The sequence below is a fragment of the Cohnella hashimotonis genome (genome assembly GCF_030014955.1).
GTDB lineage: Bacteria > Bacillota > Bacilli > Paenibacillales > Paenibacillaceae > Cohnella > Cohnella hashimotonis.
In genome coordinates, this window is sequence record NZ_JAGRPV010000001.1 from 4,091,150 (window position 1) to 4,108,636 (window position 17,487).

The window sequence follows — 17,487 nt, forward strand, 5'->3', positions numbered from 1 at the left end:
AACCCGTCGTCCCTAATTTACCGTGTCCAACACAAAACGCCGACGCGAGGCCGACGTTGTCTACATCCCTTCAATTATACGCTAAGCAGGCCCGATTGCCAACCCTCAGTTCGAGAACTCGGACAAACGGATCATCGGCGGCGTCTGCGCGGCTTGCGCCGGCTCAGAACGAGCCAGACCCCGAATCCGATCAGGGCGGCGGCGAGGAGATAAATGCCCCACGTCCATAGCAGCATGATGGCGAACAACAGCAACGATAGCGCTCCGATGCCCATTGCTGCATTCCAGACCGCGCGGTCTTTGCCGACACCGAAAACGGCGTATTCGTAAAGGCCGATCGCGATCGAGAGCAAAAAGAGCGGCCATATATACCGCATCGATCCCCAGCCGAACCAGTTGCCGACCATCAGCAGCAGCGAAGATCCGGTTAGGATGCCCGCGGGCACCAGCGTGACGGCCGGTACGATGCCGCCGAAATAAAGCACGTGGAGCAAGATGCCGACGATTAAAATCAGGATCGGCCAGAAAACGGCCCCGATAAATGAAAAGACGCCCAGCTTGCCGAGCAAAATGATCAATCCCGCAGCCAAAATCCATATTCCGACCGCGGCGGATTGCTTGTTCAACGCGTCTCCCCCACTTCGCTTGTCTATTGCGAACGAACGATATTCGTTTCTTTTATCTAACAGTTTAATGGAAGTCGGGGTAAAAAACTAGTTCGACGCCTTTAAAAAACATGAAAAGCCACAATCCTGTCACGAATGGACGCGGCTTCTCCGCTTCATCCACAGTGCCGCCGACAGGAGGGCGGCTACGGTTGCGAAGGGCAGCGCATGCAGTCCGCTCTCGCCCAAACCGGCGAGCAGCGGCGCAAGCCCCTTGTCCTTCAGCGCCATCTCGCAAGCGGCATAGGCGAGCAGCGCTCCGCCCGCGTACAGCAGAACGGGATACCGGTCGAGGAGATGCATAATGAACGAGCTCCCCCAAATAATGATAGGTATGCTCATCGCGATGCCGATCAAAAGCAGCGCCGTATCCTCGCCGGCGACGGCCGCCACGGCGAGCACGTTGTCCAAGCTCATGACGAAGTCGGCGACCACGATCGTCCAGACGGCGCCTGCGAGCGTAGAGGCTCCCGTGCCTGCGCTTACCTCCTCTTTATGATCCGTGAGCAGCTTGAAGGCGATCACAAGCAGCAGAACGGCGCCTGCCGTCTGCAAATAAGGGATGTCGAGCAGAAGCGCTGCCAGCACCGTGAGCGCGCACCGCAGCAGCACGGCTGCCGCCGCTCCCCACCAAACCGCTCGCCGACGCTGCGCCGGCGGAAGCCTGCGGCCGGCCATGGCGATAACGACTGCGTTGTCGCCGCTGAGCAGCAGATTAATGAGCACGATTTGCGCGAAAACGACCAAATGACCCCATAATTCCATGACGCGCACCTCCTTCCCCTGTTATATGTACAGGCAGGTCTGAATATGAAGGAGGCCCGCGGCGCAATTTTTTTTGAATCTTTCTTGTCCGGCCGCCGTATAACCGTTTATCAATTCAATGTTGGAGGGTCGGAAATGGATTTTTTGAATGCCGAATTTTTTACCGCTTTGATTACGATCGTCCTGATCGACCTCATGCTCGCCGGGGACAACGCGATCGTCATCGGCCTGGCCGCGCGGAACCTTCCCAAGGCCAGTCAGAAAAAAGCGATATTATGGGGAACGGCCGGCGCTGTCATCATTCGCGTGATCGCGACGCTGCTCATCGTATATTTGCTCAAGATTCCTTTTCTGCTCGCCGTCGGCGGCGTGGTGCTCATCTGGATCGCCTACAAGCTGCTCGTTCAGGAAGAGTCGCACGAGCATGTCGAAGCCGGCAGCAATCTGTGGAGCGCGGTACGGACGATCGTGATTGCGGATGCAGCAATGGGCCTCGACAACGTAATCGCCGTCGCGGGCGCCGCTTCCGGCAGCAATTCTTCCGATCACAGCACGCTGCTTGTCATCCTTGGATTGCTTATCAGCATTCCGATCGTCGTATGGGGCAGCACGCTGTTCGTCAACTTAATCACGCGTTTCCCGTGGATCATCTACATCGGCTCCGCGATTCTGGCTTATACCGCAGCCAAGATGATCACCCACGAAAAGAAATTCGAAGAGCTATTCGACAACGCCCCGACAAACTGGGCATTTATTATCGTCATCGTCATCGCGGTCCTGGTCCTCGGCATCTGGAGCAACGCCGCCAAAAACCGTAAAAACAATGCCCGCAAGCTCAACTCCCCGAATACGCCTTAACGGAAAAATAGCCTGTCCGGTCAACATCTGACCCGGATAGGCTATTTTTATGTTTCCCTTTAAAACCACCGATCCTCGGCCGACGGGACAGCCCGCTTTTCCTCCGGCCCCTGCGCCGTCATGACAACCGTATCGGTGCCTGCCACCGCTTCGGCCACCATACGCTCCAACTGCTCGCCGAGCGCATGCTCGATGCCCTCTACGACCCGCAGATTCGGATTCGTCGCCGGCGATTTGGGCACGAACAGCGTGCAGCAATCCTCGTAAGGCAAGATGGAAGTCTCGTACGTGCCGATCCGCTCGGAGATGCGAATGATCTCCAGCTTGTCCATCATGACGAGCGGACGCAGCAGCGGCAGCTGGGCGGCGCGCCCGATAACGTTCATGCTGCCCAGCGTCTGGCTGGCCACCTGGCCGAGGCTGTCCCCCGTGACGAGAGCGAGCGCCCCGGAGCGCTCCGCAAGCCGCTCCGCGATTCGAAGCATCGAACGCCGCATCAGCGTAATGATAAGATGATCCTGCTTCTGCTGGGCCAGCGTCGTCTGCAGCTCGGTAAAAGGCACGAGGTGCAGTTTAATGCGTCCTCCGTAGTAAGCGAGCCGCTTCGCCAGTGCGATCACTTTGTCGGTCGCCTGTTGGCTTGTGAACGGATAGCTGTGAAAATGGACGGCTTCGATCTCGAGTCCTTTGCGCATCGCGGTCCAGCCCGCAACGGGGCTGTCGATGCCGCCGGACAGCAGCAGCATCGCCTTGCCGTTCATGCCAAGCGGGAACCCGCCCGCTCCCGGCACAACCGTGCAATAGACGAAAACGCCCTGCTGTTGAATGTCCAGCCGCAGCTCGACGTCGGGTTCGCGCACGTCGACCCGAAGCGAAGGCGTGTTGCGCAGCACATGGGCGCCGACCAGATGATTCATCTCCATCGAATCGTGAGGAAAAGCCTTCCAGGCGCGCTTTACGCTCATTTTAAAGGTATACGGAACCGGCTGGTGCGCCTCCATGACGGCCAGAGCGGCCTTGCGGATGTCCTCGAGATCGTGCCTTGCCTTCAGTACCGGGCTGATCGTCCAGATACCGAACACGTCGGTCAATCTCGACAGGACGCGAGCGCCGTCCGCGCCGTTCAGCTTGATATAGACGCGGCCGAAGGCGCTCTCGTAAGAAAGCTCCGGGTATTCAGTGAGCGCCTGCTTGATCTTGCCGAGCATAAGCGACTCGAATTTGCCGCGATTGCGCCCCTTGAGCGTGAGCTCCCCCAGACGGACGAGCAGATAGTCAAAATTCATCGTTTAGTCCCTCTCCAACGGCTTCAGCTTGGCTACGGTCATCCGCAGCCGCTCGGCCAGTGTATCGATGTCCTCGGCGGCATGCTCGTCGCCGAAGCTGATCCGGATGCTGCCTGCGCCCCTCGCTTCTCCCAGTCCCATCGCCATCAGCACGCGGCTCGGTTTGAGGCTCTTGGAAGAGCAGGCCGATTGGGTGGACACAAGAACGCCGTGCTCCTCAAGCATGTGAAGCAGCACCTCGGGCCGCATGCCCGGATAGGATAGGTTGACGATCTGCGGGGATGCGACCCGTTCGTCCTCGGGACTGTTCAGTACAAGCTCCGAAATATCCTTCGCATAGGCTAGCAGCCTCCGCCTCAGCTCGTACATGCGCGAACGCCGTTCCGGCATCGATTCGAGAGCGAGGCGAAGCGCCTGCGCCATGCCGACGATGCCGGGCAGGTTGTGCGTGCCGCTGCGCGCATCGCTCTCCTGGCCGCCTCCGGCGAGCAGCGGACGAAGCTTCAGTCCTTCGCGAACGAGCAAAAAACCGGCCCCTCGCGGACCTCTGAACTTGTGGGCCGAAGCGCTGTACAGGTCCGCGCGGGAACGTGCCCAGTCGAACGGCACCTTGCCCACCGCCTGCACGCCGTCCACGTGGAACCGGATCCTCGGATGATCCCGGAGCAGCTCGCCGATCTCGTCGATCGGCTGCAGCGCGCCGGTCTCGTTGTTCACATGCATGACGCTCACGAGCGCCGTGTCTTCGGCGATCGCCGAAGCGACGTCCGCAGCGGCGATCCGGCCTTGCGCATCCGGCATCAGGTAGGTGACGCGCACGCCTTCGCTCTCGAGCTGCTTGGCCGTGGCGTGCACGGAGGAGTGCTCGATCGCGGTCGTGATCAGGTGCTTGCCCTTGCGCCCCGTCTGCCCCAGTATGCCCTTCATCGCCAGATTGTTGCTTTCGGTGCCGCCGGACGTGAAGACGACCTCGCTTGGCGCTGCGCCGAGCAGCGAGGCAATGGCGGTTCTGGCGCGTTCGACCAGCTTGCCCGCATCGGTGCCTGCCCGGTGAAGCGCCGATGGATTGGCATAATGCTCGGCCATCAGCTCCGCGACCGCACGGATGACGGATTCGTAGGGCGGCGTCGAAGCGCTATGATCGAAGTAATAGGTTTTCAATAGTCGGATTCCCTTCTTTGCCGCAAACAAAGAAAAAGACCAGAGGCGGCACGAGGCCGCCTTGATCCCTTCTCGCGTCAGCGTTCATTAATCTGGCGAACCGTCGCTTAAGGCAGCGTCCAGCCGCTGCGCGCCGCCAATACCTTGCCGATGTATGCCTGCGTCTCTGCCGGCAGCTCGGACAAGCGGGCCGCTACGTCCGCGTCCGATCGCAACCCGACGCGATCGACGCGTCCCGGCCCCGCGTTATAGGCGGCAAGCGCGGTCATCTCGCTGCCGTCGTATTTGCGCAGCAGATAAGACAAGTAACGGCTGCCGCCGTCGATATTCTGCGCGGGATCGAACGAATCCTCTACGCCAAGACCTGCGGCGGTCTTGTCCATCAGCTGCATAAGACCCTTGGCGCCGGCGGACGAGCCCGCGTTCGGATTAAACGAGGATTCCGTCTGAATGACGCCCTTGATCAAAGCCGGATCGAGCCCGTAGCGTGCGGCGGCTGCCTGGATCAACCCGTCGTAAGCCGAGGTGGAGGCGTTGGCGTCGGCCGAGAGCTCGCCCGTTCCGTCGAGATCTAGACTCTCGGTCGGGCTCGGGCTGTAAGAGCCAGTATTCATGGAGAGCAAGCCGAGACCGGTCGTCAGTCCCGACGTATCGGTAGACATGCTGTCCATCTCGCCTGCGCCGGCATAGCCGTAGCTGTCCATGCTGCCCATATATTGAGAAAGCAATTGGGTGAACAAATTATTGTCGCCGGTCCCCGACGTCACCGCATCGGCGCTGCCTGCGAACGGATCGACGCCTGAAGTGAACTGCGCCAGCAATAGCTGCTTCAACATACGCGGGTCGACAGAATTGCCTGCGATGCCGTTAATATATGTCATCGACGAATCCGCCCTTTTATTCGACATTTTTACCCTTTCCATTGTACAACACTTCGCGTCGGACGACCAGCTTAAGACAGCGAATATCCTTCATACGCACAATCGCCGTCCGCACCGGGCAAAACCGGTACGAACGGCGATCGGCAATACGGATGATCAGGCATTCGGCTTGAAGGTCAGGCAGCAGGTGCTCTTCGAGCTGACGGCTTTGTCGCGGTGTCCGGCGAACGATTCGTCCGCGAACTCCTCGTTCCAGTCGGCCCTGGCATGCGCGTCGATCTCGATGGCGATCTCTTCGGCGCCGCACCGGTTGCCCTTGTCCCAGAACGCGCAATTGCTAACGCTGCAGGCTACGCCTCTAGGCATAACGGATCACCTCCGCCGCTTAGTCTGGCCTTGAAAGGCCATCGCATGCGGGCGTCGGCAAGGGATGTAAAGGAGTGCTTGGCCTTATTTGGACTGCAGGCGGCACTGAATCAAGTATTCGCTCTCATAATAGGCGAGATCTTCCCGAAGCTCCTCGTAAACGCGCGAGACGCTCAGCACGAGATCACGGGCCGCAAGTACGGGCTTGGCGCGAAAACGAATCGCATCCTGGCCCGTGTACGCGTAACGGCCGTCTTCGGAATAGCCTTCGTTTTTCGGATAGAAAAAGGCATTGACGCAATAATGATAAACCTCATAAAGCGAACGCTCGGCAGCCTTCTCGTCAAAGTTCGGCCTGCGGAGCAGCGCGCCCAGCTTCTCGTACGACACCTCGGAAAAAACGAGCAGGTGGCGGAGATCGGACAGCAGTCCGGCATAAAACGATTCGGTGTTATCTTCGGCAACCAACTGCGGCAGCGCGTGTCCGTTCAGGAAGGACTCCAGTGGATCGATGGCCGCTTTGAGTTTGTCGCGGCTGGACTCGGCTAACGCCTTCACGTTGGCGGATGGCATAAATTGCTTTCCCCTTTCCGTCTATGCACATGCATGGGACGCCTCACAGATTTCCCGAGAGACGCAATGCCTTTATCGTATCATAAATCCGCTTCGAACGGTACTGCGCGAGGCGCAATTCCTCCGTATAATTTTCCTCCCTTTTCAAAGCCTATAAGGGTGAGGAATCAGAATCTTCGCGTTCACCCCTACATGCCAAAGGAGTCGATCCGCCCATGCGCCGCCGATATGCGTTTATCGGATTATTATTTACCGTAGCCGTGGCCATCTTCGCCGTGCCGATCATCGTACCGCAGCCTGGCGGACGGGACCATACTGCGTCTCCTTCTCCGCAGCGGCAAGAAAGCCGATACTCGGCTGCGGCCAAGGAGGAGCATGCCGAAAAGCTGGGGACGATTAAACAGGATATGGAGAGGACCGGCATGCTGTGCCGGATCGAATGCAGCAGCGACATGCGCAAGCTAGCGTCCGCGGCTTCAAAATCCGGCGCCGCGCCTCTTTCCGCTGCTCGAAAAAAAGCGTTGATGAAGGACATGCTGGCGGCCAATCCCCACTTTGAAGCGATGGCGTGGACCACCGCCTCGTCCGAAGCCGCTGTCGGCGTGAAACTGGACAACTATGACCGGCCGGTGCGGCAGGCCTGGCAGGAAGGCGTGTCCGCGGTCCGACAAGGACACAGCTATGAGTCCGCTACCCTGCCGGTCCGCAGCGACGGAGGCTACGTGCTCGCCGTTCCATCCGGAATTGGCGGCGACGGTCTCGTCGCGCTGATTCATAACGACGCCGTCGACGAGGTCGAAAAGCATCAGCGCCGCAATCTGCGGCTCGTTCCTTATCCCGACAATAACCGCTTCAGAACGCAGGCAACGGAGCCAGGCAGGCTGAAGGATAAAGAGGTGACGTCCGGCGACGCAAACGGCAACGCCAGCCATTACGCGGTCGACGAGGTCGTCGTCAAGCTGCGCCGCCAGCTCACGCCGCGGGAACTGCTGCAGCTGCGCAAAACGCTGAACCTCTCGGTCGCCCGCGAGCACCGCAGGCAGACCTACGTTTTCCGTTCGAAAACGCTCGGCACTGCGCAGCTGATCGCTTATTTCAAGAAAAACTGGAACCCCGTGTTCGCGGAGCCGCATTACTTGTATTTGACGAACGACGGCAAGCCCGCCAAGCCCATAGCGCCGCTTGCCGGACGCATGACGCCGCTCGCCGACGGCAAGCCGCTTCAAACCGACATCGTGCCCAACGACACGCTCTACGGGCAATATCAATGGAACCTGCCGGAGATCGCGACCGAGCGAGGCTGGAACGTCACCCGCGGCAAGCAGGACATTATCGTCGCCGTCGTCGATACCGGCGTCCAGCTGGATCATCCGGACCTGAAGGGCCGTCTGGTGAAAGGCACCAATATCGTGGATCCTTCGGCGCAGCCCGAGGACGACGTCGGCCACGGCACCCATGTCGCCGGCATTATCGCCGCCGAGGTGAACAACAATGAAGGCGTCGCCGGGATGACCTGGTATACGAAGGTGATGCCTGTCAAGGCGCTGGACAACTCCGGCGCAGGGACGACTTATTCCGTTGCCGAAGGCATTATCTGGGCGGCGGACCACGGGGCGAATGTTATCAATCTCAGCCTGGGCAACTATGCGGAGGCCCAGTTCTTGCACGACGCGATCAAGTACGCGCACGACAAAGGCGTGCTCGTCGTCGCCGCCAGCGGCAACGACAATACGGATCGGCCCGGTTATCCGGCCGCCTACCCTGAAGTCGTCGCCGTCGGCGCGACCGGTTCGGACGAGCTCCGCGCGCCTTATTCCAATTACGGCGACTATATCGATGTCGTCGCGCCGGGCACCTCTATCGCCAGCACGTATCCAGGAAGCCGGTACGCAGCTTTGTCTGGCACGTCAATGGCTTCCCCGCACGTAGCGGCGCTCGCTTCGCTCATGCTGGCCGCGAACGGCAGCCTCACGAACGACCAGCTCGCAGATCTGCTCGACAAGTCCGCAAGAGACCTTGGCGCAGCCGGCAAGGACACGGAATTCGGCTACGGCCAGATCGACGTGCTCGCGGCCGTCGACGCAGCCGCAGGCAGCAACGCCGCCCCTGCCGCCAGCAAACAAGCCAACCAGACGGCACAAACCGACATGCAAAACGCCGGCCAGCCCGACGTCGTCCAACAGCGGCTCATGGAGAGGCTCCAAAACTTGTTGTCCGACTTGCTCAGACGATGATGTCTTTTCCTCAAGTTTTGCCTTGCCGCTTCTAAACAATGCCGCACCTCTTGTCAATTTTCGGCCGACGAACCGTTTTGCTGCGAAGCTCGGGACGATCCGTTCCCGCGCCTCGCGCGGAACGGCTTTTATTTTGCCGCCTCGAAAACTACGATTTGTCGTTTGACCTTCGGACTTCTATAATAGAGAGAAGCGCGATCCGAAAGATCGACGAAATTGCGATGATTTTTCATCCGGAACGAAGGGGTAGAGCGTATTGGACAAGGCACAGCGGAAAAAAGAAGAACGTTTGAAAAGGGAAGCGCAAGCGCTCAAGCGGCGCAAGCAATCTCGGATCTGGGTTTGGACGACGGTCGTGGCCGCCGTCGCGATCATCGTGCTGGCGATCGTATTCCGCCCCGAGCCCGAGGATTTGAATTTCAATTACGAGACGCTGCCGACGGTCGGCCAGGCCGATGCGCCCGTCAAACTCGTCGAGTTCGGCGATTTCAAGTGCACGACCTGCAAATATTTCAACGACGAGATTTATCCGAAGCTGAAAACGGACTTTATCGATACCGGCAAAATATCGCTCAGCTTCATGAACTTCACGATCATCAGCCCGCAAACGGACTCAAGAACCGCTGCGCTAGCCGCACAGGCCGTCTATCATCAGAACAACGACGAGTTTTGGAAGTTTTATCATGCCGTATACGAGAATCAGGGCGCCGAGAGCGCGACATGGGCGACTTCCGACTTTCTCGTCAAGCTGGCGCAGGACAAGTCGCTCAAGCTGGACTTCGACAAGCTGAAAAAGGACATCGACGACGCTACATACAAGTCCGAAGTGGACAAGCACAACAAAATCGCGCGCGACAACAACTTTACCGGCACGCCGACGCTGATTCTGAACGGCAAAAAGCTGTCCGACAGTCAGGCGCTCACTTACGAAAATCTGAAAGCCGAGATCGAAAAGGCGCTGAAGGAGTCGCCGGAAGCACCGGCCGCCTCGTCCGCGACCGCTTCCGCCTCGGCCTCCTAAGGGGGACGTCAAGCGATGCGCTCGTTTATCCGGGCTAACTTCCTCTACCTGGCATGGGTCGTCTCGCTCGTCGCGACAGGCGGCAGCTTGTTCATGAGCGAGGTGCTCAATTACGCCCCCTGCAAGCTGTGCTGGCTCCAGCGGATCTTCATGTACCCCCTCGTGCTGCTGCTTGGTCGGGCCGCCATCCGCGGCGATCGGCGCATCGTGGGTTACGTCGCGCCGTTGATCGCCATCGGCGGTTTTATCTCGCTTTACCATTACGGCGAGCAAAAGGTGCCCGGCATGGCCAGCATCCTCCCCTGCACGGTGGGCGTTCCGTGCAATGAGGATTACCTGGATTGGTTCGGCGTCATCACGATTCCGCTTTTGGCGCTTATCGCTTTTATCTTGATCGGACTGCTGCTGTGGTTTGGGAGCAGGAAACGGGATCAGGACGGCTGGACCGATGTTGACGACTCGGAATTCGACGAACGTTAAGGGCAACAGCCATAGATATAACAGCCATAAAAAGAAAAAAAGGAGCTGCCCCAAGTCATGAGATGACGGGGCGGCTCTTTTGCTTTTCCGAGAGGACGGGCAAGCGGTTGGGCGAGGGCCATAGTTACGGGGTAGCTTAATCTTGCGCTATTTTGGAGTGTCGCGTATGCGGCTAGGGAGTTGGCTGGGGCTTTGGGTACGAGCATAACGCAATTCTGCGCTATTTTTGGGTGTCGCGTATGCGGCTTGGGAGTTGGCCGGGGCTTCGGGTACGAGAATAACGCAATTTTGCGTTATTTTTGAGTGTCGCTTGTGCGGCTTGGGAGTTGGCTGGGGTTGAGGGTGCGAGCATAGCGCAATTTTGTACGCCTGTTGATTATCAAAAAAATGGTAGCAAAAAGACCGCTCATTCCTGTAAAGTGTTTGTACCCCTACAAACCTTACGGAGGGTGAGACGGTCTCATGAACCATCGTACAATGTTAGCCCCTATTCTTCAATCCTTTATTCCTACTGAAGAGATTCAACCTTTGTTACAGCAAGTAGGTTATGTCGATACAGCAAGGAAATTTACAGTCTACGAGCTCTTTATTTTTCTTGCTCAAGCGGCGCTTGGGCAGTGGGATGGCTATCGGGACGGAGAAAAGCGAATGGTCGCCTGTGGGCTGCGCCAAGCAGATCACTCTACGATCTCCAAAAAAGCGAAAGAGGTTCCGTTCAGCGTCTTTAAGCAACTGCTTCATCTGTTGATTCGTAAATGCAATCGCTCCACGCGCAGGCGTCTTCGGCTTCCGAAAGAGCCGCTGGCAGTCGATTCCACGACCATTTCCGCCGGTCACAATCGGCTGCCTTGGGCGCCATCGGCCAAAGGAGAGAAGTGCGGCATTAAGCTGCACGTATCTTTGTTGACAGAGACCAGCGAACTCCATCGTGTAACGGAATCGACGGGGAAACAGCACGATTCGACCCTGTGCAGCATGGTAACAGACCCAAATTTCATTCTGGTTGCGGATCGTGCATACGGAAAGCATAAGCAGTTTGATGCCTACATGGAGCAAGAGCAGCGGCAGTATTTTGTCATCCGGGTGAGACACAACACGTTCCTGCATGAGCCTGTTTTTCGCGATCGAAAACGTCCCTACGAACATACGATTGAGCAAGATTTGACCTGCCAACTCGGAACAAAAGCGCGCTTGACCCGCCATCGATTTCGGGTCGTAAAGCTGAAGGATCCCCAAGGCAACCCGGTTGTTCTCGTGACCAACTTGCACCGTCCCTCGGCGGAGAAAATTGCAGAAATCTACCGACAACGGTGGCAAGTGGAAGTGTTTTTTCGATGGATTAAACAGCATTTGAATGTGCCCAAACTATTCGGAAGGACACCGAATGCCGTTTACGGACAATTATATACCGCATTGATCGTGTACGTGCTGCTTCAGTACGTGTATGTGCAGGGAAATAGCCAGGTTCACCCCAGTGCACGGTTGTGTTTTGCTGCGTTTGACCGACTGATGAGTTTAGCTGCCTTGCCTCCCGAATGGGTGGTTTATTTGGCTCACCATTTAAAACTACCATAACCTAGATACTGGTAAATCAACAGGCGTACAATTTTGCGCTATTTTTGAGTGTCGCGTATGCGGCTTGGGAGCGGGCCGGGATTTGGGATACGAGAATAACGCAATATTTGCGTTATTTTTGAGTGTCGCGCATTCGGCTTGGGAGCCGGCTGGAGTTAGGGGTACGACATAGCGCAATATTGCGCCATTTTTGAGTATTACGTGAGCGACGGGAAAACAGGTTGAGGCTGCGCAAGCGAGAATTCCCTTGCAGGTGCTGAAAACCGCGAAGAGGCTCTACCCAGAGCCTCTTTGTCTTGTCTATTGTCTATGGTTCCTAAACTACGCCGAGGTTCTGCCAGATGCCTCTTGCCTCTTCTAAGGTCGCGAAGCCGCGAATCCTTGACAGCCGAGCATCATGCCCAATTGCCGCTTCTGAAAATAGGCACGACCGTGCCGTCCTCCTGGTAGCCGTCGATATCCATCTCGGCAGACCCGATCATGAAGTCGACATGGGCGATGCTCGTATTGACGCCGTTTGCCGCCAGCTCCTCGGGCGTCATCGTCTTGCCGCCTTCGACGTTAAAGGCGTAGCCGCTGCCGATCGCGAAGTGATTGGACGCGTTTTCGTCGAACAACGTGTTGTAGAACAGGATATTCGACTCGGAAATGGGCGAGCGATGCGGGACGAGCGCCATCTCTCCGAGATAATGGGAGCCTTCGTCGGTCTCGACGAGCTGCTGCAGAATCTCTTCGCCCTCCTCGGCTTCGGCCTTGACGATCCGCCCGAGCACGAACGTCAGCTTGAAGCGATCGATAATATTGCCGGCGTAGCTGAGCGGCTTCGTGCTGCTCACATAGCCGTTGACACCGTCGCGCCGCGGAGCCGTGAACACCTCTTCGGTCGGCATGTTCGCCATAAAGTTGACGCCGTCCGGCGCGACGCTCGAAGCGCCGACCCACAGATGGCGATCCGGCAGTTCGACCGTCAGATCCGTGCCCGCAGCCTTGTAATGCAGCTTGCGCAGACGCAGGCCGTTCAGCCAGTCGACCTTGCTATGCAGGACGCGATCATGCTCGCGCCAGGCTTCGACCGGATCCTCCGCATGCAGCCGGACCGCGTCAAAGATCGCCAGCCACAGCTTGCTGAGCGCGATCTCGGGGGCGTCGCCGGGAAATACCTTTTGCGCCCAATCGTTCGAGGCCGCGGCAGCGACCGTCCAAGCGACCTTGTCCGATTGAATCGCCCTGCGGAATTCGGCGAGTCCTGCGCCGGCTGCCTTTTGATAATCGCCGATCCGCTGCGGGTCGACGCCCTTCAGCACGTCCGGCCCGGACGAGACGAAGGAGATGAAGCAAGCGCCTTTTTCCACAAAGCTGTTCCGCTTCAACGTCTCCCAAGCGGGAAACGTGCGGAAGACTTCGGGATGCGCGTGATCGTACTTAAGGCGGGACACCGCATCGTCGCTCCAATCCACATAAACGTTGGACGCGCCGGCCTCATAGGCCGCCGCAGCGACGAGACGCGTCAGCGGCGCGATCTCGATCTGGCTGACCACAAATACTTCCTGCCCTTGCTGAACGTTCGCGCCGACCTTGACGATCAGCTCCGCATACCGGGCCAACTGCTGCTCCAATGGTTCCACAGAATCATCCTCCGCATCGTGTAAATGTAGTCGACCGCAAACGCGTCAGTTCGCCCAGTTCCCGCCGCGGAATACAGGCACCGCGGTGCCGTCTTCCAAAATCCCGTCTATATCCATGTCGGCCCTTCCCACCATGAAGTCGACGTGAACGACGCTCGCGTTGACGCCGGCTTCGCGGAGCTCTTCGGGCGACATCGTCTTGCCGCCTTCGAGCGTAAACGGGAAGCCGAGTCCAATGGCAAGATGGTTGGATGCGTTCTCGTCGAACAGCGTGTTGTAAAATAAAAGGTTCGCGTTCGAGATCGGCGATCGATGCGGCACGAGCGCGACTTCGCCAAGATAATGCGAGCCGTCGTCCGTCTCGACGATCTGCCGGAGAATCTCCTCGCCTTCTTCCGCCTCCACGCCGACGATACGCCCGTTCTCGAACGTCAGCTTGAAGCGGTCGATGAGCGTGCCGCTATAGCTGAGCGGCTTGGAGCTGCTCACATAGCCGCTGGCGCCGTCGCGGCGAGGCACCGTGAACACTTCTTCCGTCGGCATGTTTTTCATAAATCCAACGCCATCTGGCTTGGTACCGCCGGCTGTCATCCACAAATGGCCCTTAGGCAGTCCGATCGTCAGATCCGTACCCGGCGCCCTGTAGTGCAGCTTGGCGAAGCGCTGCTCGTTCAGCCAGGCGGCCCGCTCCTGGAGGCTCGCATCGTGCGCGCGCCAATTGTCTACCGGATCTTCCGCATGCAGCCTGACCGCGTCGAAAATCGCCTGCCATAGCTTGCGGACGGAAACCTCGACGGATTCTCCCGGGAACACCTTGGAAGCCCATGCCTTGGTCGCGCTGCCCGCGATTGTCCAGGCGATCTTGTCCGACGCAGTCGCCTGCCGGTATACGGCAAGCGCCTCTCCTGCCGCCTTTTGATATTTGCCGATCTTCTGGGGATCGACACCGCTTAACAGATCTGGGTTGGACGAATTCAGGAAAATAAAGCAGCCTCCGCGCTCCACGACTTCGTTGCGGCGCAGCTTTTCCCATTGGGGAAATTGCGTGAAAACGTCCGTCGCGGCATGGTCGTACTTCAGACGGGTGAGCGCATCGTCCGCCCAATCCACGATCACGTTGCCTGCGCCGGCCTTGTAAGCATGCTCCACGACCAAACGGGCCAGCGGCGCTCCCTCGATCTGGCTGGAAACGTATACGTCCTGGCCTGGCTGCACATTGGCGCCGATCTTGACGATCAGTTCGGCGTACTTGGACAAATCACGTTCGAACTCCGACATGTCACACGCTCCATTTTCAGAATGCACGCTGATTTCTATATTGTACCGAATTCGCACATCGATCACAAACTGAACTGACCAGTCATTTTAAAGAAGCCTCGGACCCGGCTTTTCGGACAAACAAAAAACCCCGGGGTGGCCGGGGCTCGGCTACAGAGTTCATAACGCTTAACGCTTGTCATGTATTTAACGATTTCTCGATCGCGGATAAATTTTGTTTCATCATTCCGATGTAATCGAGGCCCCGCTCCTTGTCGTCCTTCGTCAGCCCTTCGATCGGATTGAGCACATCCGTCTTCGCGCCCGTCTCGCTCGCGATCGTCTCCGCGATCTTCGGGTCGACAAGCTCCTCGAAAAAGATCGTAGAGATGCCGAGCAACTTGATCTCCTTGACAACGGAAGCCATCTGCGCAGGCGTAGGCTCCTGATCCGGAGACAGTCCCGAGATCGGCAGCTGCGTCAGTCCATACTCGCGGGCCAAATAGCCGAATGCGGCATGCTGCGTCACGAATGTCTTGCGCTTCGCTTGACCCAGCGCCGCGCGGAAGTCTGCATCCAGCTGCTGCAGCTTGTCCATATAAGCTTCGGCATTCGCTTCGTAGTCGCCGCTGTGCCCCGGATCTGCCTTCGACAAGCCGTCCCGGATGCGCTCGACTTCCCGCTGCGCCAGCACGGGACTGAGCCATACGTGCGGGTCCATGCCGGCATGCTCGGCGCGGTCCGGCGCTTCTTCGCCGCCGCCCGCTTCGAGCACAAGCCCGGCAGAAGCTTCAACGTCGACGCGTTGCCCGCTTCCCGCGCTTGAGATCGCCTGCCCGGCCCAGCCTTCCACGATACCGTTGTACACAAAAACGTCTGCCTTGGACAGCAGCGCCATATCCTTGGGCGTCGGCTCCCAATCGTGAGGCTCCACGCCGCCCGGCACCATCAGGGTCACATCGGCGAGGTCGCCGGCGATCTGCCTGGCGAATTCGTACATGGGATAAAAACTGGCCGCCACCTTAAGCTTGTGCTGCGAGCCCGAATTGGGATCCGCCTTCGAGGCCGTGTTGGCCGCGCCGTGCGAGCCGCAGCCTGCAAGCAGCGTCGATAGGGCCAGCGACGTCAGTGCCGCCTTGGCCAGCATTGCCTTCATCCTCGCGATTCCCCCTTATCGAGAGCATCGGCGACGCGCGCCGTACTGCTGAAGCGTGCCGCTTCGTACGGCGAATCCGGCGCATCGACGGATCCGGCGCGGCCAAGCCTGCTCTTGCGCTTCGCCGCGCGAAGCGCCCCCTTCTTCAGCCCGATGCCGACGAGCAGGATCGCAAGCAGAATGAGCGCGATCGTCGCGCCGGGCGGCGTGCTGAAGGCATAGGAGGCGGCCAGTCCGGACCATACGCCGCCGAGGCCGAACGCCATCGACAGACCGATCGCCATCGCGAAGCTGGAAGCAAGCCGGATGGCGAGCGCCGCAGGCAGGACGACGAGCGAAGAGACGAGCAGCACGCCGACGATCGGCATCGCCGCGGCGACGATCATCCCGGTGACGACGCTGAACGCAAGCGACAGCCAATGAACCGGCAGCCCGGACGTCTTGGCCGTATCTTCGTCGAACGTCATCTGGTACAGCGGACGCCGCATTAAGATGAAGAACAGCGCGGCCAGCGCCGATACGACCAGCATGAGGATCAGCTCGGTGCGGTTGACGGCTACGACCGAGCCGAACAAGTAGGACGAGAAGCTTTTGTTCACGCTCTGGTTCAGGTTCATGATGATCACCGCGCTGGACAGCCCGCCGACCATTATGATGGCGACGGAGATCTCGCTGTACGTCTTGTACGAACGGCGAACGTATTCGACGGCGACAGCGCCGACGATCGCGATGGCAAATCCGGTAAGGGTGGGATTCCAGTGGAGATATGCGCCGGCGGCGATGCCCGCGAGAGAGACGTGCGAGAGCATGTCGGCCATCAGCGCCTGCCGGCGAAGCATCAGGTAGACGCCGAGCGCGGACGCGACGAGCGCTATGAGCGCGCCGGCGAGAAATGCCCTCTGCATGAAGTCGTAGTGCAGCATCTCCACTTGCCATCCTCCTTCCGTTCCAGCTCGACGATTCGGTCCAAATAAGGCGATACTTCGTCCAAGCCGTGCGTGACCATGACGACGGTGCGCCCGTACTGCTCCGTCTGCGTCTTCATCAGTTCATAAAAACCGAACCGGCTCTCCCGGTCCATACCGGTCGTCGGTTCGTCCAGTACGAGCAGATCCGGCTCCATCGCGAGCGCCCGCGCGATACAGATCCGCTGCTTCTGGCCGCCGGACAGCTCGCCGATCTTGCGGTGCCGCAGATGCCACATCCCTACCTGCTTAAGCGCCAGCTCCGTCTGCTCATGATCCCGGGCATTCATTCTTCTAAGCCAAGAGCCTTTGGTATATCGGCCGGAGCGCACGAACTCCAGAATGCTGCTCGGAAACCCGCTGTTGAACGCAGCGATCTGCTGCGGAACGTAACCGATCGTCAGCTTGCCGCCGCCAGTGCCTCTGGCGGCCAGACTGATCTTGCCTTTCCAAGGGGCCAGCAGGCCCATCATGAGTCGGAGCAGCGTCGTCTTGGATGCGCCGTTCGGTCCGGTTACGGCGACGAATTCGCCTGCGCCAATCTCAAGATTCACATCCTCCAGACTCGGTACATCGTCGTATCCGAACACGACCTGCTCCATCGCTACGAGCGCCATAG

At 58.7% G+C, this 17,487-nt stretch carries 17 protein-coding genes; 5 read left to right on the forward strand and 12 right to left on the reverse strand.

All coding sequences use genetic code 11. From position 1 onward, the window contains the following. Positions 1 to 131: 131 nt before the first annotated feature. Together KB449_RS16520 and KB449_RS16525 are read right to left on the reverse strand one after the other, a co-directional pair. The gene (locus tag KB449_RS16520) at positions 132 to 626 is read right to left on the reverse strand and encodes a hypothetical protein (RefSeq protein ID WP_282909420.1); all 495 of its coding nucleotides are present in this window, start codon (positions 624 to 626) and stop codon (positions 132 to 134) included. Positions 627 to 755: 129 nt separating this feature from the next. Beyond that, positions 756 to 1,430, reverse strand: coding sequence for a YjbE family putative metal transport protein (locus KB449_RS16525; protein ID WP_282909421.1), 675 nt, complete (start codon positions 1,428 to 1,430; stop codon positions 756 to 758). A gap of 135 nt (positions 1,431 to 1,565) precedes the next feature. Here KB449_RS16525 and KB449_RS16530 point away from each other — a divergent pair, with 135 nt between their 5' ends. Then, positions 1,566 to 2,288, forward strand: coding sequence for a TerC family protein (locus KB449_RS16530; RefSeq protein ID WP_282909422.1), 723 nt, complete (start codon positions 1,566 to 1,568; stop codon positions 2,286 to 2,288). A 59-nt stretch (positions 2,289 to 2,347) separates the two neighbouring features. Here the strand turns inward: KB449_RS16530 and thiI are convergent, their stop codons facing one another. From thiI to KB449_RS16555, 5 genes are all read right to left on the reverse strand, one after another. Continuing rightward, positions 2,348 to 3,574 (reverse strand): tRNA uracil 4-sulfurtransferase ThiI, encoded by a 1,227-nt coding sequence (gene thiI / locus KB449_RS16535; protein ID WP_282909423.1) that lies wholly within the window; start codon positions 3,572 to 3,574, stop codon positions 2,348 to 2,350. A gap of 3 nt (positions 3,575 to 3,577) precedes the next feature. Next, complete coding sequence (locus KB449_RS16540) at positions 3,578 to 4,735, reverse strand: cysteine desulfurase family protein (RefSeq protein ID WP_282909424.1); 1,158 nt, start codon at positions 4,733 to 4,735, stop codon at positions 3,578 to 3,580. A 107-nt stretch (positions 4,736 to 4,842) separates the two neighbouring features. Beyond that, a complete protein-coding gene (locus KB449_RS16545) occupies positions 4,843 to 5,616 on the reverse strand; it encodes a lytic transglycosylase domain-containing protein (protein ID WP_282909425.1) in 774 nt (257 codons plus the stop codon). A 156-nt stretch (positions 5,617 to 5,772) separates the two neighbouring features. After that, positions 5,773 to 5,982, reverse strand: coding sequence for a DUF1540 domain-containing protein (locus tag KB449_RS16550; RefSeq protein WP_282909426.1), 210 nt, complete (start codon positions 5,980 to 5,982; stop codon positions 5,773 to 5,775). Between the two features lie 84 nt (positions 5,983 to 6,066). Next, positions 6,067 to 6,555, reverse strand: coding sequence for a YpuI family protein (locus KB449_RS16555; protein WP_282909427.1), 489 nt, complete (start codon positions 6,553 to 6,555; stop codon positions 6,067 to 6,069). Positions 6,556 to 6,770: 215 nt separating this feature from the next. On the opposite strand from KB449_RS16555, the gene KB449_RS16560 reads away from it, so the two are divergent. The 4 genes from KB449_RS16560 (at position 6,771) to KB449_RS16575 (ending at position 11,865) form a co-directional block, all read left to right on the forward strand. Beyond that, complete coding sequence (locus KB449_RS16560; protein ID WP_282909428.1) at positions 6,771 to 8,789, forward strand: S8 family peptidase; 2,019 nt, start codon at positions 6,771 to 6,773, stop codon at positions 8,787 to 8,789. Between the two features lie 256 nt (positions 8,790 to 9,045). Next, on the forward strand, positions 9,046 to 9,810 hold the full coding sequence (locus tag KB449_RS16565; RefSeq protein WP_282909429.1) for a DsbA family protein: 765 nt from the start codon (positions 9,046 to 9,048) through the stop codon (positions 9,808 to 9,810). A 15-nt stretch (positions 9,811 to 9,825) separates the two neighbouring features. After that, positions 9,826 to 10,290, forward strand: coding sequence for a disulfide oxidoreductase (locus tag KB449_RS16570; RefSeq protein WP_282909430.1), 465 nt, complete (start codon positions 9,826 to 9,828; stop codon positions 10,288 to 10,290). A 462-nt stretch (positions 10,291 to 10,752) separates the two neighbouring features. After that, positions 10,753 to 11,865 (forward strand): IS4 family transposase, encoded by a 1,113-nt coding sequence (locus tag KB449_RS16575; protein ID WP_282909431.1) that lies wholly within the window; start codon positions 10,753 to 10,755, stop codon positions 11,863 to 11,865. Positions 11,866 to 12,260: 395 nt separating this feature from the next. Here the strand turns inward: KB449_RS16575 and KB449_RS16580 are convergent, their stop codons facing one another. From KB449_RS16580 to KB449_RS16600, 5 genes are all read right to left on the reverse strand, one after another. After that, positions 12,261 to 13,490, reverse strand: a complete 1,230-nt coding sequence (locus KB449_RS16580; RefSeq protein ID WP_282909432.1) for an aminopeptidase — start codon at positions 13,488 to 13,490, stop codon at positions 12,261 to 12,263. 45 nt (positions 13,491 to 13,535) lie between these two features. Then, positions 13,536 to 14,768, reverse strand: a complete 1,233-nt coding sequence (locus tag KB449_RS16585; RefSeq protein WP_282909433.1) for an aminopeptidase — start codon at positions 14,766 to 14,768, stop codon at positions 13,536 to 13,538. A gap of 178 nt (positions 14,769 to 14,946) precedes the next feature. Continuing rightward, positions 14,947 to 15,903, reverse strand: a complete 957-nt coding sequence (locus KB449_RS16590; RefSeq protein ID WP_282909434.1) for a metal ABC transporter substrate-binding protein — start codon at positions 15,901 to 15,903, stop codon at positions 14,947 to 14,949. Then, complete coding sequence (locus KB449_RS16595; RefSeq protein ID WP_282909435.1) at positions 15,900 to 16,832, reverse strand: metal ABC transporter permease; 933 nt, start codon at positions 16,830 to 16,832, stop codon at positions 15,900 to 15,902. The genes KB449_RS16590 and KB449_RS16595 overlap by 4 nt, the downstream gene beginning before the upstream one ends. Further along, entirely contained in the window at positions 16,775 to 17,485 is a 711-nt protein-coding gene (locus tag KB449_RS16600; protein ID WP_282909436.1) for a metal ABC transporter ATP-binding protein, read from the reverse strand. The genes KB449_RS16595 and KB449_RS16600 overlap by 58 nt, the downstream gene beginning before the upstream one ends. Positions 17,486 to 17,487 lie beyond the last annotated feature (2 nt).

Bases quoted from the DNA above. Each gene is read 5' to 3' on its own strand.
- KB449_RS16585 (WP_282909433.1), bottom strand. From the start codon at position 14,768: ATGTCGGAGTTCGAACGTGATTTGTCCAAGTACGCCGAACTGATCGTC.
- KB449_RS16555 (WP_282909427.1), bottom strand. From the start codon at position 6,555: ATGCCATCCGCCAACGTGAAGGCGTTAGCCGAGTCCAGCCGCGACAAA.
- KB449_RS16600 (WP_282909436.1), bottom strand. From the start codon at position 17,485: ATGGCGCTCGTAGCGATGGAGCAGGTCGTGTTCGGATACGACGATGTA.
- KB449_RS16570 (WP_282909430.1), top strand. From the start codon at position 9,826: ATGCGCTCGTTTATCCGGGCTAACTTCCTCTACCTGGCATGGGTCGTC.
- KB449_RS16550 (WP_282909426.1), bottom strand. From the start codon at position 5,982: ATGCCTAGAGGCGTAGCCTGCAGCGTTAGCAATTGCGCGTTCTGGGAC.
- KB449_RS16525 (WP_282909421.1), bottom strand. From the start codon at position 1,430: ATGGAATTATGGGGTCATTTGGTCGTTTTCGCGCAAATCGTGCTCATT.
- thiI (WP_282909423.1), bottom strand. From the start codon at position 3,574: ATGAATTTTGACTATCTGCTCGTCCGTCTGGGGGAGCTCACGCTCAAG.
- KB449_RS16575 (WP_282909431.1), top strand. From the start codon at position 10,753: ATGAACCATCGTACAATGTTAGCCCCTATTCTTCAATCCTTTATTCCT.
- KB449_RS16545 (WP_282909425.1), bottom strand. From the start codon at position 5,616: ATGACATATATTAACGGCATCGCAGGCAATTCTGTCGACCCGCGTATG.
- KB449_RS16560 (WP_282909428.1), top strand. From the start codon at position 6,771: ATGCGCCGCCGATATGCGTTTATCGGATTATTATTTACCGTAGCCGTG.
- KB449_RS16590 (WP_282909434.1), bottom strand. From the start codon at position 15,903: ATGAAGGCAATGCTGGCCAAGGCGGCACTGACGTCGCTGGCCCTATCG.
- KB449_RS16530 (WP_282909422.1), top strand. From the start codon at position 1,566: ATGGATTTTTTGAATGCCGAATTTTTTACCGCTTTGATTACGATCGTC.